Source organism: Intestinimonas butyriciproducens (assembly GCF_016901775.1).
GTDB lineage: Bacteria > Bacillota > Clostridia > Oscillospirales > Butyricicoccaceae > Pseudobutyricicoccus.
This window is the reverse complement of the sequence record NZ_JACJKW010000010.1, coordinates 90,037-102,332: the sequence shown is the minus strand read 5'-3', so window position 1 is coordinate 102,332 and position 12,296 is coordinate 90,037. Positions and strand designations below refer to the sequence as shown.

The 12,296-nt window shown below is 54.0% G+C and carries 16 protein-coding genes and 1 other annotated feature (1 of these 17 running past the window's edge); of the genes, 5 read left to right on the top strand and 11 right to left on the bottom strand.

Annotation, left to right across the window (positions count from 1 at the left end; translation table 11 throughout):
* From H6A25_RS07110 to feoB, 5 genes are all read left to right on the top strand, one after another.
* Positions 1–182 (top strand): hypothetical protein (locus H6A25_RS07110; RefSeq protein ID WP_204751271.1); only part of this gene is annotated, 182 nt, incomplete at its 5' end.
* A 73-nt stretch (positions 183–255) separates the two neighbouring features.
* Positions 256–1,170 (top strand): hypothetical protein, encoded by a 915-nt coding sequence (locus tag H6A25_RS07105; RefSeq protein WP_204751270.1) that lies wholly within the window; start codon positions 256–258, stop codon positions 1,168–1,170.
* Complete coding sequence (locus tag H6A25_RS07100; RefSeq protein ID WP_204751269.1) at positions 1,154–1,960, top strand: CFI-box-CTERM domain-containing protein; 807 nt, start codon at positions 1,154–1,156, stop codon at positions 1,958–1,960. The genes H6A25_RS07105 and H6A25_RS07100 overlap by 17 nt, the downstream gene beginning before the upstream one ends.
* Positions 1,961–2,167: 207 nt before the next feature.
* Positions 2,168–2,536 carry a FeoA domain-containing protein gene (locus H6A25_RS13070; protein WP_204751268.1) on the top strand — a complete coding sequence of 123 codons (369 nt, stop codon included), beginning with the start codon at positions 2,168–2,170 and terminating at the stop codon, positions 2,534–2,536.
* Complete coding sequence (gene feoB, locus H6A25_RS07090) at positions 2,533–4,536, top strand: ferrous iron transport protein B (RefSeq protein WP_204751267.1); 2,004 nt, start codon at positions 2,533–2,535, stop codon at positions 4,534–4,536. Before H6A25_RS13070 ends, feoB begins: the two co-directional genes overlap by 4 nt.
* A gap of 221 nt (positions 4,537–4,757) precedes the next feature.
* Here feoB and H6A25_RS07085 read toward each other — a convergent pair whose 3' ends face one another.
* The 11 genes from H6A25_RS07085 to H6A25_RS07035 form a co-directional block, all read right to left on the bottom strand.
* Complete coding sequence (locus H6A25_RS07085; RefSeq protein ID WP_204751266.1) at positions 4,758–5,552, bottom strand: class I SAM-dependent methyltransferase; 795 nt, start codon at positions 5,550–5,552, stop codon at positions 4,758–4,760.
* Positions 5,549–6,118: a TetR/AcrR family transcriptional regulator gene (locus H6A25_RS07080; protein ID WP_345941591.1), complete on the bottom strand. Its 570-nt coding sequence runs from the start codon at positions 6,116–6,118 to the stop codon at positions 5,549–5,551. Before H6A25_RS07080 ends, H6A25_RS07085 begins: the two co-directional genes overlap by 4 nt.
* 114 nt (positions 6,119–6,232) lie before the next feature.
* Complete coding sequence (locus H6A25_RS07075; protein WP_204751264.1) at positions 6,233–7,555, bottom strand: Na+/H+ antiporter NhaC family protein; 1,323 nt, start codon at positions 7,553–7,555, stop codon at positions 6,233–6,235.
* 115 nt (positions 7,556–7,670) lie between these two features.
* Positions 7,671–8,096: a hypothetical protein gene (locus tag H6A25_RS07070; RefSeq protein ID WP_204751263.1), complete on the bottom strand. Its 426-nt coding sequence runs from the start codon at positions 8,094–8,096 to the stop codon at positions 7,671–7,673.
* 39 nt (positions 8,097–8,135) lie between these two features.
* On the bottom strand, positions 8,136–8,858 hold the full coding sequence (locus H6A25_RS07065; protein ID WP_204751262.1) for an S-layer homology domain-containing protein: 723 nt from the start codon (positions 8,856–8,858) through the stop codon (positions 8,136–8,138).
* Between the two features lie 149 nt (positions 8,859–9,007).
* A complete protein-coding gene (locus tag H6A25_RS07060; protein ID WP_204751261.1) occupies positions 9,008–9,259 on the bottom strand; it encodes a spore coat protein in 252 nt (83 codons plus the stop codon).
* 16 nt (positions 9,260–9,275) lie between these two features.
* Positions 9,276–9,464 (bottom strand): spore coat protein, encoded by a 189-nt coding sequence (locus tag H6A25_RS07055; RefSeq protein WP_118428792.1) that lies wholly within the window; start codon positions 9,462–9,464, stop codon positions 9,276–9,278.
* 14 nt (positions 9,465–9,478) lie between these two features.
* Positions 9,479–10,069 carry a hypothetical protein gene (locus H6A25_RS07050; protein ID WP_204751260.1) on the bottom strand — a complete coding sequence of 197 codons (591 nt, stop codon included), beginning with the start codon at positions 10,067–10,069 and terminating at the stop codon, positions 9,479–9,481.
* Between the two features lie 88 nt (positions 10,070–10,157).
* A complete protein-coding gene (locus H6A25_RS07045) occupies positions 10,158–10,745 on the bottom strand; it encodes a hypothetical protein (RefSeq protein WP_204751259.1) in 588 nt (195 codons plus the stop codon).
* 12 nt (positions 10,746–10,757) lie between these two features.
* Positions 10,758–11,150, bottom strand: a complete 393-nt coding sequence (locus H6A25_RS07040) for a type II toxin-antitoxin system PemK/MazF family toxin (RefSeq protein WP_345941590.1) — start codon at positions 11,148–11,150, stop codon at positions 10,758–10,760.
* A 228-nt stretch (positions 11,151–11,378) separates the two neighbouring features.
* A complete protein-coding gene (locus tag H6A25_RS07035) occupies positions 11,379–11,969 on the bottom strand; it encodes a hypothetical protein (RefSeq protein ID WP_204751258.1) in 591 nt (196 codons plus the stop codon).
* A gap of 119 nt (positions 11,970–12,088) precedes the next feature.
* Positions 12,089–12,296: a binding site (T-box leader), on the top strand (it continues 12 nt past the right edge of the window).

The following is a 12,296-nucleotide window of genomic DNA, read 5'->3' as shown; positions in this document are numbered from 1 at the left end:
TTGTTTGTGCAGTTGGCAGACCGCACTCCTATTATAGCAAAGGGAGTTTTTATTTCGCCATTATCGACATAAGTCTTTTTTTGAACCACTCGCCTAGCGAGTGGTTTTCAGAGCACAAAAAAACCCCGGCTGCCTGGATGAAGCAGCCGGGGCTTTTCTCTTTCTCATGGAGGGCAGATTGAAAAATAAAGGCCGCCATGGTATAACAGTAATATTCATTCCCGGTCTCCGGCCGGAGAAAAAGGAGGGGCCTGTTTGTTCCCCACAGAGGATTACACCCCGGCGGCGCTGGACGAATGGCTGGTGGGAAAAGAAGAGATCTCCCAGGAAAACAATCCGAATGCCTACACCCGCCTTTTTATTACAGACCGGCAGCGAGTGACCAAGCTTTTTGTGGATCAGCCGGAGCTGACCCGGCAGAATCTTTGCAACCTTCGATTGCTACAAAACCACGCCGCCTTGAAGGCCATTCCCGCTTTGGTCATGCCCCTCTCCCTCTTCTGCCTGGAGGGCCGCCCCATCGGCTATACCATGCCCTATATCCCGGGGCGCACCCTCACCGACTATCTGGCGGACCCGAGTCTCGGGAGAACCGGGCAGTTGGATGTCCTGGCTCAGCTGGCCGAAGTAATTTGCGCTCTGCCGGAGGATGTGTTCATCGGGGATCTGCATGGAGAAAATGCGCTGGTGGATCCCATAGGACGCATTCATCTCATCGACATCGATGGTTTTTCCCTCCGGGACGGCTTCCAGCTCACCGTCCCCCGTCTGGCGCCGGATATCCCCGGCAAATATGTGGAACAAAACGGCCGCCCCATGGTCAACCGGGACAGCGACATCTATTGCTTTTATCATCTTTTTCTCTGCTGGCTGGCCGGCAATTCCTATGTAATGACCGAATATTACTTTCCCCGGTATATCCGCTATCTGGAGCGGCAGGATTTTCCCCCTTCCCTGATCTCCCACATGGAAAAACTCACGGCTCCGGGAAAAAACCTGCTGGATGCCCGGGCGATCCGCAAAATCAATCCCAATTCCCACTACCTGTCCTTCCAGACTTTTCTGGAGGAAACCGGGCTGCTTTCCCGGGAGAAACAGGCAGAAAAAATCCTGGACCGGTATTTATCCCCCAAAACAGGAAGGAGATGGAAACATGGCAAAAAACATTAAACGGTCTTATTTCGAAATGAAACTGGAGCATCTTTATTATTACCTTCCCACCCTTGGCACCGGCTCCACTGCTGTGAGCGGCCCTAAGGTGGATTTTTCCGATGCAAAAATCCTGCTCCGTACCACCGGCCCATCGGATCACTATCCTTTTATCGTTGTCATCGAACAGAGAGAGGATAACCACCCTATCCGGGCCTATGAGTTTTTCTCCAGGACGGAGTTCCCCTATCAAAACGGCGTCTACCGTTTTCCCACTATTCCCTACGGTTTTTCCCTTTATGCCTCCCGCGGGCCGCGGCTCTACCCCTTGAGTCCGGCAGCCGCCCTGGAAAAACTCAATCCCTATACCGGCGATCCTCAAAAAGCTGCCAATGCCTTCCGCCGTTTTTTTGCCGAAATGCAGGAGGAATTTGAGTGGGAACAAAGCAATCAGAAGGCTGAATTTCAGCGTAAAACAAAGGCGGAACACTCCGCCGAAGATCAGCTGAACAACCTGCTGGACGGCCACTCCGCCCGGCAGTCTTCCGGCAAAGGCTGCTATATCGCCACAGCGGTCTACGGCTCCTATGACTGTCCTCCGGTCTGGACGCTGCGCCGTTTCCGGGACAATACCCTGGCCGCCGCATGGCCGGGGCGAGCTTTCATACGCTTTTATTACGCCGTCAGTCCCTCTTTGGTCCGGCTGCTGGGGAAAAACCCCTGGTTCACCGCCTTCTGGAAAAGGTTTCTGGACCGACTGGTGCGCCGGCTCAACGCCCAGGGCGTTGAAAACACCCCCTATTCCGATTGATCCTTCCCCTTCCATTCTGAGGTCCCCCCTTTTTCGGGCGGGGCCTTTTCTGTATATTGCACCCAGCATCCCTCTCTCTTTTCTCTGGTGGATTGTGCGATATTCCGCTTGACGGGAATAGGCACAGCCATTAGAATGTTTACATAGGCTAACTTCGGGAAGATCCTTTTTCCCATTTGTTTTTTACCAAAAAGAGGGGGAATTTTCATGACACTGGACCAACTGCCCATCGGCGATACCGCCGCCATCACTTTTGTGGGCGGCGAAGGGGCTTTGCGCCGCCGGCTGCTGGACATGGGACTGACACCCAAAACGCTGGTTTCCATCCGCAAAACAGCCCCGATGGGAGACCCTATCGAGCTTCATGTCCGCAGCTATGAGCTGACCATCCGCCTGGATGATGCCCGCACCATCACTGTCTGTCCTCTGCCTCAGCAATTCAGAGAAAAGGGCTGCGACAGCTGTTCCCGCCGTGAAAAATGCGATTCGGTGCCCTCCTTTACCCCCTCGCGGCACCACGGCCACCATGGCCATCACAGCGGAAATCCGACAGAAAAGGAGGGCGCACCGGTATGAAACTGGCACTGGCCGGCAACCAGAACTGCGGCAAGACCACTCTTTTCAACCAGCTCACCGGCAGCAACCAGCATGTGGGGAACTTTCCCGGCGTAACGGTGGACCGGAAAGACGGCATCATCCGGGGGCACGAGGATGTGACGGTGGTGGATCTGCCAGGAATTTATTCCCTTTCCCCCTATACCGCCGAGGAGATCGTCACCCGGGATTATCTGCTGAAAGAAAAACCGGACGGCATCATCAACATCGTGGATGCCACCAATATCGAGCGCAACCTGTACCTTTCCATGCAGCTGATGGAGCTGGGCATCCCCATGGTCCTTGCCCTGAACATGATGGACGAAGTACGGCAAAACGGCGGCTCGGTGAATGTATCCAAACTGTCCCAGGAGCTGGGCATTCCGGTGGTTCCCATCACCGCCAGCAAAAACGAAGGTGTCAGCGAGCTGATCGATGTGGTGCTGCGCACCGCTCAGCAGCGTCAGAAACCCAAGCGGCTGGACTTCTGCCAGGGTGCCGTGCACCGGGCCATTCACTCGGTGAGCCACATGATCGAGGACCATGCCGCCGCCATCGGTGTTCCCGCCCGCTTTGCCGCCACCAAACTGCTGGAGGGCGATGAACCCATGATGGCCCAGCTTTCCCTCTCCCCCAACGAACGGGAACTGATCCAGCACTCGGTGGAGGAAATGGAAGAGGAATGCGGCATGGACTGCAACGCCGCTTTGGCCGATATGCGCTACACCTTCCTGGACGATTTGTGTGCCGCCACGGTGGTGCGTCCCCACGAATCCAAAGAGCATCAGCGTTCGGTGCGCATCGACCGTTTCCTCACCCACAAATTCCTGGCCATCCCTATTTTCCTGGGAATCATGCTGCTGATCTTCTGGCTGACCTTTGGCCTGGTGGGTACTTTCCTCAGTGATCTGCTGTCTCTGGGCATCGACTGGGTCACGAACCTGGCTGACCAAGGGCTCACCGCTTACGGCATCAATCCGGTGGTCCATTCCCTCATCATCGACGGCGTATTTGCAGGCATCGGCAGCGTACTGTCCTTTTTGCCCATCATCGTCACCCTGTTTTTCTTCCTTTCCCTGCTGGAAGACAGCGGCTATATGGCCCGGGTGGCTTTTGTAATGGATAAACTGCTGCGGAAGATTGGCCTTTCCGGCCGTTCCTTTGTGCCCATGCTCATCGGTTTTGGCTGTACGGTACCTGCCGTCATGGCCACCCGTACCCTGAGCAGCGACCGGGATCGGAAAATGACCATCCTGCTCACCCCGTTCATTTCCTGCAGCGCCAAACTGCCTATTTATGGCGTGTTCACCGCCGCCTTTTTCCCGGAATATGGAGCACTGGTGATGATCGGCCTGTATGTGCTGGGCATTCTGCTGGGCATCCTTTCCGGCCTGATCCTGGGCCGCACCGCCTTCAAAGGCAACCCGGTTCCCTTTGTGATGGAACTGCCCGCTTACCGGCTTCCGGCTCCCAAAAGCGTGATGCGGCTGGTGTGGGATAAGGCCAAGGACTTTATCACCCGGGCCTTTACCGTGATCTTCCTGGCCACCATCATCATCTGGGTGCTTCAGACCTTCGACAGCCGGATCAATGTGGTGTCCGACAGCAGCCAGAGCCTCCTGGCCCAGATCGGCCGGCTCATCGCTCCCCTCTTTGCCCCTCTGGGCTTCGGCAGCTGGCAGATGTCCACCGCCCTTCTCACCGGCTTTACCGCAAAAGAAGCGGTGGTCAGCACCCTGGCTGTGCTCACCGGCTCTTCCATGGCCACTTTGCCCCAGACTCTTTCCGGCGCCCTTCCCCTCCCTGCCGCCCTGGCCTTCCTGGTGTTCACCTTGCTCTATACTCCCTGCGTGGCCGCCATCGCCGCCGTCAAGCGGGAAATGGGCGGCGCCAGAAGCGCCTTGTTCGTGGTGTTTTACCAAACCGCTGTGGCCTGGGTGGCTGCCTTCCTTTTCTACCGGCTGGCTCTTCTGATCTGGTGAGCTTATGGGATTTGCCGACCTTCTTCTCCTTCTGCTTTTGGCATTGTGTGCCGTGCTGGCTTTCCGGGCAGTCCGCCGGGGCAGCTCCTCCTGCTCTGCCGGCTGCTCCGCTTGTCCCATGGCCGGAAAATGCCATAGGCAGCAGAAACATAAAAACAAACAAAAATGAAATTATTTACAATAAAAGGAAAGACCCAACGCTAAGCGTTGGGTCTTTCCTTTTATTGTTTTTGGAAAATGTCCACCGCATGGCTGGTGATCCCCAACAAGTCTTCCCGCTCACAAGTTGCCAAATGGTACTTCAAATAAAGCTGAAAAATTTTCTCATCCATTTTTTCCAGCGATTCCCGCAGCCACTGGGAACTGCCATCGGTAGCCACATAATGGAGCCGCACGGCCTGAAATCCCTCCATCAGCCGATCCACATCCTCTTTGCGCACCAATTCGAACAGATCTTTGGGCAGAGAATGGGCCGCAAAGGTCACTCCATCCAAAAGGCCCTGTTCAATATATCCTGCCACATCAATATTCCCCCGATGAAACCCTTCATCCAACAAGCACCCGTCTGAAATCACATAGGCGGCAAAAACCACACCTCCTGGTTTCGTCACCCGAAGAGCTTCTCCAATGGCCTGACGCTTATCTTGCTCCGTATACAGGTGATACAGCGGCCCTAAAAGCAATGTGATGTCGTACCGATCGTTGGGGAAATTTCCAAGATCCAATGCATTTCCCTGGGTGATGGTCACCTTTTCCTGGGGCAAGGTGTTTTTCTTAAAAATTGCGATGTTATGTTCCACCAGTTCCACTGCATCCACCTGATATCCCTGTCGTGCCAGGGCATGGGAATACCGACCGGTGGCCGCACCAATCTCCAGAATCCGGTCTCCAGGTTTGATATATTTCTCAATATACCGCATTGTAGTAATGAATTCCACAGAACCATGACGGCTTTGCAAGCGGGATTCTTCGTCATACTCACTGTAAAATGCCGTTAAATAATCCCTCTCCTTCATCCCATGTTCTCTCCTTTCTCCCACTGAATCCTGGCTTCCAGCATGGTACGCACCATGGCTGCTTGCACCTTTTGCTGCAAATGCATTTTTCCTATGGCGGTCAGCACCGCCATCCCATGGGCATACAGAAACAAATCCAGAAAAACCTTTCGGCCCTTCTGCCGCTCCAGGCCTTGTCTTTGAGCAAAAGCGTCGGCTTTTTCACCATTCTCCATTTCCTGATAGAAATCCATGGCCTTGCCCAGATCCAGCGCCATATCATCCACAAACAGCAGCTGAAACAGGTTTGGCTCTTCCTGAGCAAAGGACAAATAGGACAACGGCCAAAGGAGATCGTCTTCCACACCGCTTTTCTTTTTATATTGCTCCACATAACTGCAATAAAAGGAATAGGCAAACTCCAAAAAATCTTTCTTCATCTCTTCCATATTCTGATACACAGTAAAGATAGGACGGGTGGAGCAATCAAGCTCAGTTGCAATATTTCTGGCATTCACCGATTCAAATCCCTGTTTTCTGGTAAGGGCCAATACGGCATCGAGCATCATCTCTCTTGTGATCTTCACCTTCGGCGGCATCCTGCTCTTCCTCTCTTCATTATAAAACATATGTTATACAACAATTATTGCACATTAAAAGTTCCCTGTCAACCACAGCTGACAGGGAACTTTGATAAATATTCAATTCTTTTTTCGTCCAAAACACAGGCGCCTTGTGACAAAGCCGTAGCACAAGGGGGTCAGCCACAAAAGCAAGCAATAAGGAATGGCGCCGGATCCCACGCCCAGCATCTGCAAAGGTACGGCACAGGCAATGGACCAGGGCAGCAATCCGGCAATGGTGACCACCGAGTTTGCCATGTCCATGGCCAGCAAGCTGCGGGATGCGCCAGAGTCATCGTAGACCCGGGTGAGCAGCTGGGTGGAAAGCATAACTGCAATGGCCTGATTGCAGAAGGCTCCGCTGGTACAGATCCCTGTGATCACCATGGTGGGGAACAATCCGATTTTTCCCGCCCATTGGGCAATTTTGTCCTGCACGCTGTCCAGCATACGGGTTCCCTGAAAAATACCGGAGAATGTACCGGAAAGCAGCACGATCAGCGCCACGCTGACCATGGACACCACACCTCCGCCGGAAAGCACCGAAGCCAGAGCGGGATTTTCCGGTGCATACCCCCAAAAAGCCGCCAGAAGGGTCTCTTTCACAGAAATGCCCTGACCAACTACCGATACCCCGAAAGCCGAGAGGATGCTGGCGCACAAGGCCCATCCCACCGGCACATTGCAAAGAGGCAGCACCAGCATCAGCACGGCAGGCACCAGAGCCCAAAAGGAAAGATCGAAGCTATTCTGCAATGCCGACACAATGGACGGGTCCACCTGGGAAATAGGGTGAAAATAGGAAAAGATCCCAAAGCCCACCAATGTCAGCACAGTGGTCAGTGCACCGGTTTTCCACATCATGCGCACATTGTCATACAATTTGGTTTCGGTGACAGCGGCCACCAGGTTGGCGCAAGAGGAAGAAGGGGCGCACCGGTCGCCAAAATAGGCCCCGGAGATCACCGCCCCCGCCGTAACCAGCTCGTTGACTCCGCCGGAGCGGGCCAGGGTCATAAAAATCACCCCAGCCGTTCCGGCCACACCGAAACTGGTGCCCAGGGCATAGGAGAGCACGGCCGAAAGAACAAAGGCAATAAGCACAAAAAAATGAGGCGTAATCAGCTGTACGCCGTAATAGACAAAAAAGGCGATGGTGCCGCTGGTGCGCCACAAAGCCGTGACCAGGCCAATGAGCAACAGCACCCGCAGCACGATAAAAGACCTACGAGTGCTGGAAAGAATCATCCGCAGCACATCTTCCAGAGGGAACCCTCTTTTCAATGCCACAGCGGAAAAGCACACCATCCCGATGGCCAGAGCAATAAGCATGGAGGCGCCGGTGGTCAGGCAGACCACCATGGACAATAAAAATACCACAAATGCAATGAGCAGATCCACAAAAAACCTTCTTTTCTTTTTTGATCCATGGAAATACAAAAGGACAAGCGCCCTTTTGATTTTATTGTACTACAGTCTGTTTTCCCTGCAAAAGGTCCTTTCGGGATACGGGATACTATTTACTCAGCCGATGCCGCAATTCATCCATCCGGGCATATCCGGTATCGTCTTCCACATCGGCTGCCAGGATCTCCATAACGGCCACGATCTCTTCCATATGCTTCCGGCTCTTCTCCGGTTCCAGGACCAGACTTCCATAAACCTCATTGCAGAAAGTAAAGTTCGGTGCCTTATTGGTGTCTTCCACCAGCATATGATACGCCATCTGGAAAGCCCGGAATTCCGCTACTCCATACCAGTAATTGCTGTCATGTCCCTTCCTTTGATATTCCGCAAATTCCTCACAGGCGCTGGCAGCACTGGTCTGGGCCATCTGCCGGATTGCTTCCTTGCGGCCCAGTTCCCTTCCCTGCAATACACCAAAAATCACACCGCATACAATACACGCTGCAAGCAATGGAATATACCATCTTGTTTTCATCCAGACCTCACATAACCATGATTTCCATCGGATTGCTCTTTAATTGCCGGATGTATCTTCCCCTGTATCCTCTCCCGGATTCTGTCCACCGGTATTATCCTCTCCTCCATCGGGAGCAGGAGCAGATTGGTCATCCAGATTGATATACAGACGGCGGATCATGGCCGCAGCTTCCGCCCGGCTGGTGGGCGCAAAGGGATCAAAAGAGCCGTCTTCCCGGCCTGTAATCAGCTTGGATGTGTACATGGCTTTTACTGCGTCCAGTGCCCAATCACTGATGGAGCCGGCATCCGAGTAGGGCAGAACGGTATTGTCATTGCCATAGGTAATGCCCATGCTTTTGAGGAACTGATAGCTCATGGTGGCCATCTGTTCCCGGGTGACGGCGCCACCCGGATCAAAGCGGCCATTGCCCACACCGGATGCAACCCCCATACGATTGGCCCAGTTCACAGCCTGGGCATACCAGGCGTTTTCGGGCACATCCTGAAAATCGCTGCCCGGATACCGGCTCAGCTGCACATTGCCCACCCGTGCCAGAATGGATACAAACTCCGCCCGGGTCAGCGCATCCTCCGGATGGAAATTGCCGTCCTCCCTCCCCCGGAGCAGCCCCCACTGGCTGGCATACAAAATATCTGCATACGCCCAATGCTGATCGCTGACATCTTCATAGGGCAGGCTATATGCCTTGGCCGGCACAGAGGCAGCAGCCAAAGTCAGGGCCAGAGCGGCCGCTGTCATTTTTGTTCCCCATTTCATACTGGTTCCTTCCTTCCCCGGAAACAGGCCCTTTGGCCTTTGATTGAATGGATTCATTCTACACTATCTTGCCGCTTTTTTCAAACAAAATGGGCAAAAAGAAAACCGGACTTTGGGGAAATTTCCCCAAAGTCCGGCAAAGTAAACCATCAGTTCTGGCCGTTCAGCTCCTGGATGGCCTGGTTTACGGCCTGGTTCGTGGCCTGCTGCACCGGATACCAGCCCCGGCTGCTCATTCCGGTGAAGATATCGTTCTGGATCTCGTGTTCGTCCCGCAGCAGCTCCATCATGGCGCTGCGCAGAGGATTGTGGCAGCATTCCCCTGCCGCTGTATTATACAGGGAAGTCAGATGTTTCTGGGTGTTGAGGGCATTGGTGATGATGATCTGGTCATTACACATGGCGTTTTCTCCTTTCTCAATTCTGCAGGAAACGGTACAGAGTGTCATAATGACTCTGATGACGGGAGGCGATGCCGGCCAGCATATTTTTCAGCTGGGGATCGGTGCACTGCTGGGCCATCAGATTGAATTGGGCCACTTCGCTTTGTTCTCCCTTCAACTGCTCTTTGAGAAAAGCCAGTTCCTTTGTGGTCAGCTCGGGCATAAGGCCACTTCCTTTCATTGATTTCCCTTCCAGTATTCCCTGGCTTCTTTCACATTATGCGCCAAAGAAACCTGGCCTTCTTCGTCGCAGACCACCAAACCATAAAGTTTCCCATTTATTTCTAAAGGCGTGACTTTTTGAAAAAAAGGAGCCAGTGCAAAAGGCAATCCCTTCTCCAGAGGCGCCGCCGCATACCATTGGTCCTGATATTGGCAGACCTTGGTCTTTTCGTGGGCCATAAGACTGCCCAACAGGCTTTTCTCCCAAGGCGGGTGGGAAAGAGCAAAAGGGCGGAACTTTTCCAGGGGAAAAGGCAGCGGACTGAACCCGGTATATTCCCCGGGCTTTGACCGAAGGATAAATGCGCCTCTTACTTTTTCCGGTGCAAAATGCCCATCCATCTTTTTTTCCAGCCAAAACTCCTGGCCCTGGGGCAGCATGACCCCGGCCACCAGAACATTCTCATTCTCCCGGTCCAATGCCACCCGGTAGATATACCCCTCTTCCGCCGGGCAAACGGCCAAAAGGGTATACCCCCATCCGGTTTCCCGGCCGGAGACCGTTCCCACCCGCTTTTCTCCCAACCACAGATCCCATTGCTCCATGGGGTCTCCCCCTTTCCCTCTGTCATCGCCGCAAAAGAAAAAGCCTTCTGCACACCATTGTATGCAGAAGGCTCTGAAACCATGCGTCTCAGCCGATGGTATAGGTTCCATCCACCAGAACGGTACATTCTCCCTTGGCGATGAATCCGCAGCCGTCGGTGCCGACAAGATACATATTGTTCTGAAGCACAGACTGTCCATGGGTGAGGATCTCCCCGCTGGACAGATTGATCATGCCGGAATAACAGTTGGCACTGCCCCGGCGCAAAAGAAGCTGGGTACCCACACCGGCCTTGATCTGCTGGCCATTTTGCAGGGTGATCATCTTCCAGGTGCTGCTGCCGGAGGAAGAGCCGATCTGGTCCTTCACCAGCTCTACCACCTGGTTGATGGTGTCCTGGCTCACATTCTGAAGCTGGGAGATCTGGCTTTCCAGCTGAGAGCGTACCGAATCCATTTTGCTCTGGATATCCAATTTGACCGCCGTCTCTTTTTGGGAAAACACCGAATCGATCCGGGCGTTGGCCTCCGGCACCGCTACATCGGTTATGTAGCTCAGGGTCACCAGAGGATCATCCTGGGAACCATATCCGCCGGCCGCCAGCGCCGTAAAGATCCCCCCCATGGCCAGCACGCACAAAGCGCCCATGGCCGATACCATAAACTTCCTCTTCATTGCAGTCGCTCCTTATCGCTGGGTTCTTTCCTGTCCGCCGCTTCGCAGCCCGAAGCTGACGGCAATGGCATCGTCCACCTGTCCCATCACCTGTTCGTCCAGGCGTCCCATCTTTTCCCGTAGCCGCCGTTTGTCCAATGTTCTCACCTGCTCCAGCAAAATGACAGAATCCTTGGAAAGGCCATAGGTGCGGGCCTCGATTTCAATATGGGTAGGCAGTTTTGCTTTGTTCAGCTGCGAGGTGATGGCCGCCGCGATGACGGTAGGGCTATACCGGTTGCCCACATTGTTCTGCACAATGAGCACCGGGCGCATACCGCCCTGTTCGCTGCCCACCACCGGGCTCAGGTCGGCATAATAAATGTCACCTCGTCTGACATTGGAAGAAAAATGATCCAATTTCACTCACGCTCCGCCGGTAAAGTCGGTTAAACCGCTTTTTTATTTTTCCACGCAAATCCCGGTTTTAATCATCTTCACCGCAATTTGCACCGGTGGGCGGCGCGCAGCATCTTCCCCCGTTTGCATCTTATGCAAAGGGAGACTGTCCGGTGCTTCCCTTGAAAGCCGAACTTATTTTTTAGTGTACCATACTTTTCTCCCCGGAGCAACCTTCCCGGAAAAATGCCATTTTTATTCTTTCACCCCGGAAAATCCGGAAAACACAGCGTGCATGATCTGATCCCCCTCCAGAAACCACCGGGCGCACACCGGCTCTAAAGTGTCCTCCCGCAGCCACACCTGCTTGACGGCCTGCCTGCCGTCAGCCTCCATCTCATAAGTCAGGCTGATGCACTCCTGCCCTTCCTTTTTCTCCCTTCCCCACTGGGTGGGCGCCGCCCCGGCCAGGGTCCGCAGAAGGCCGTCGGTGCAGTCCACCGGCGTAAATCCCCGGATGGGAGCCAGCAGTGTATCCAGCTGCACATCCTCAAACTGAAGGGTGGCTCCCCCCTGGCTGATGTGGCAGCTGACCCCGGCAATCTCCTCCGGGGATACCACAGTGCACTGGCTTTCCTCCCCTTCCCAGGAAACCGACAGTTCATATTCCATAATCACACCGGAGTCGGCCGTGACAATGGCCCCCACCGACCCTTGGGTCAGGGAGCTATAATATTCGCTCACCTTCTGCTGGGGGCTTTCCTGGCCTTTGCATCCGGCAAAGGCCAACAGCAAAATCCACAGAAAAACAAAAACAACAAAAATATTCTTCTTTTGCTTCACCACTTTTCATCACTCTCCACCCTATCTATACGGCACCTGCCAGGCTTTATGCCGGGGGGCTTGCAATTTTTTCGCCCTTGTGCTATATATAATGGAGATGTATTTTTTACCGCAAACAACTGGAAAATGCGATGAGAAAGAGAGTACCTGCGCCCCCTCCGGCGAGAGAATGGCGGTCACCGGCTGTAAGCCGCCTGCGGAAGAGCGCAGCGAAGTTCACTTTTGAGCACCGGGCTGAACGGAGTAGGCCACGGCGTCCGGCCGCGTTAAGGCTGTGGAGTGCCCGCTTTTTTGAGGCGGGAATCAGGGTGGTACCGCGGAAGCTTGGCT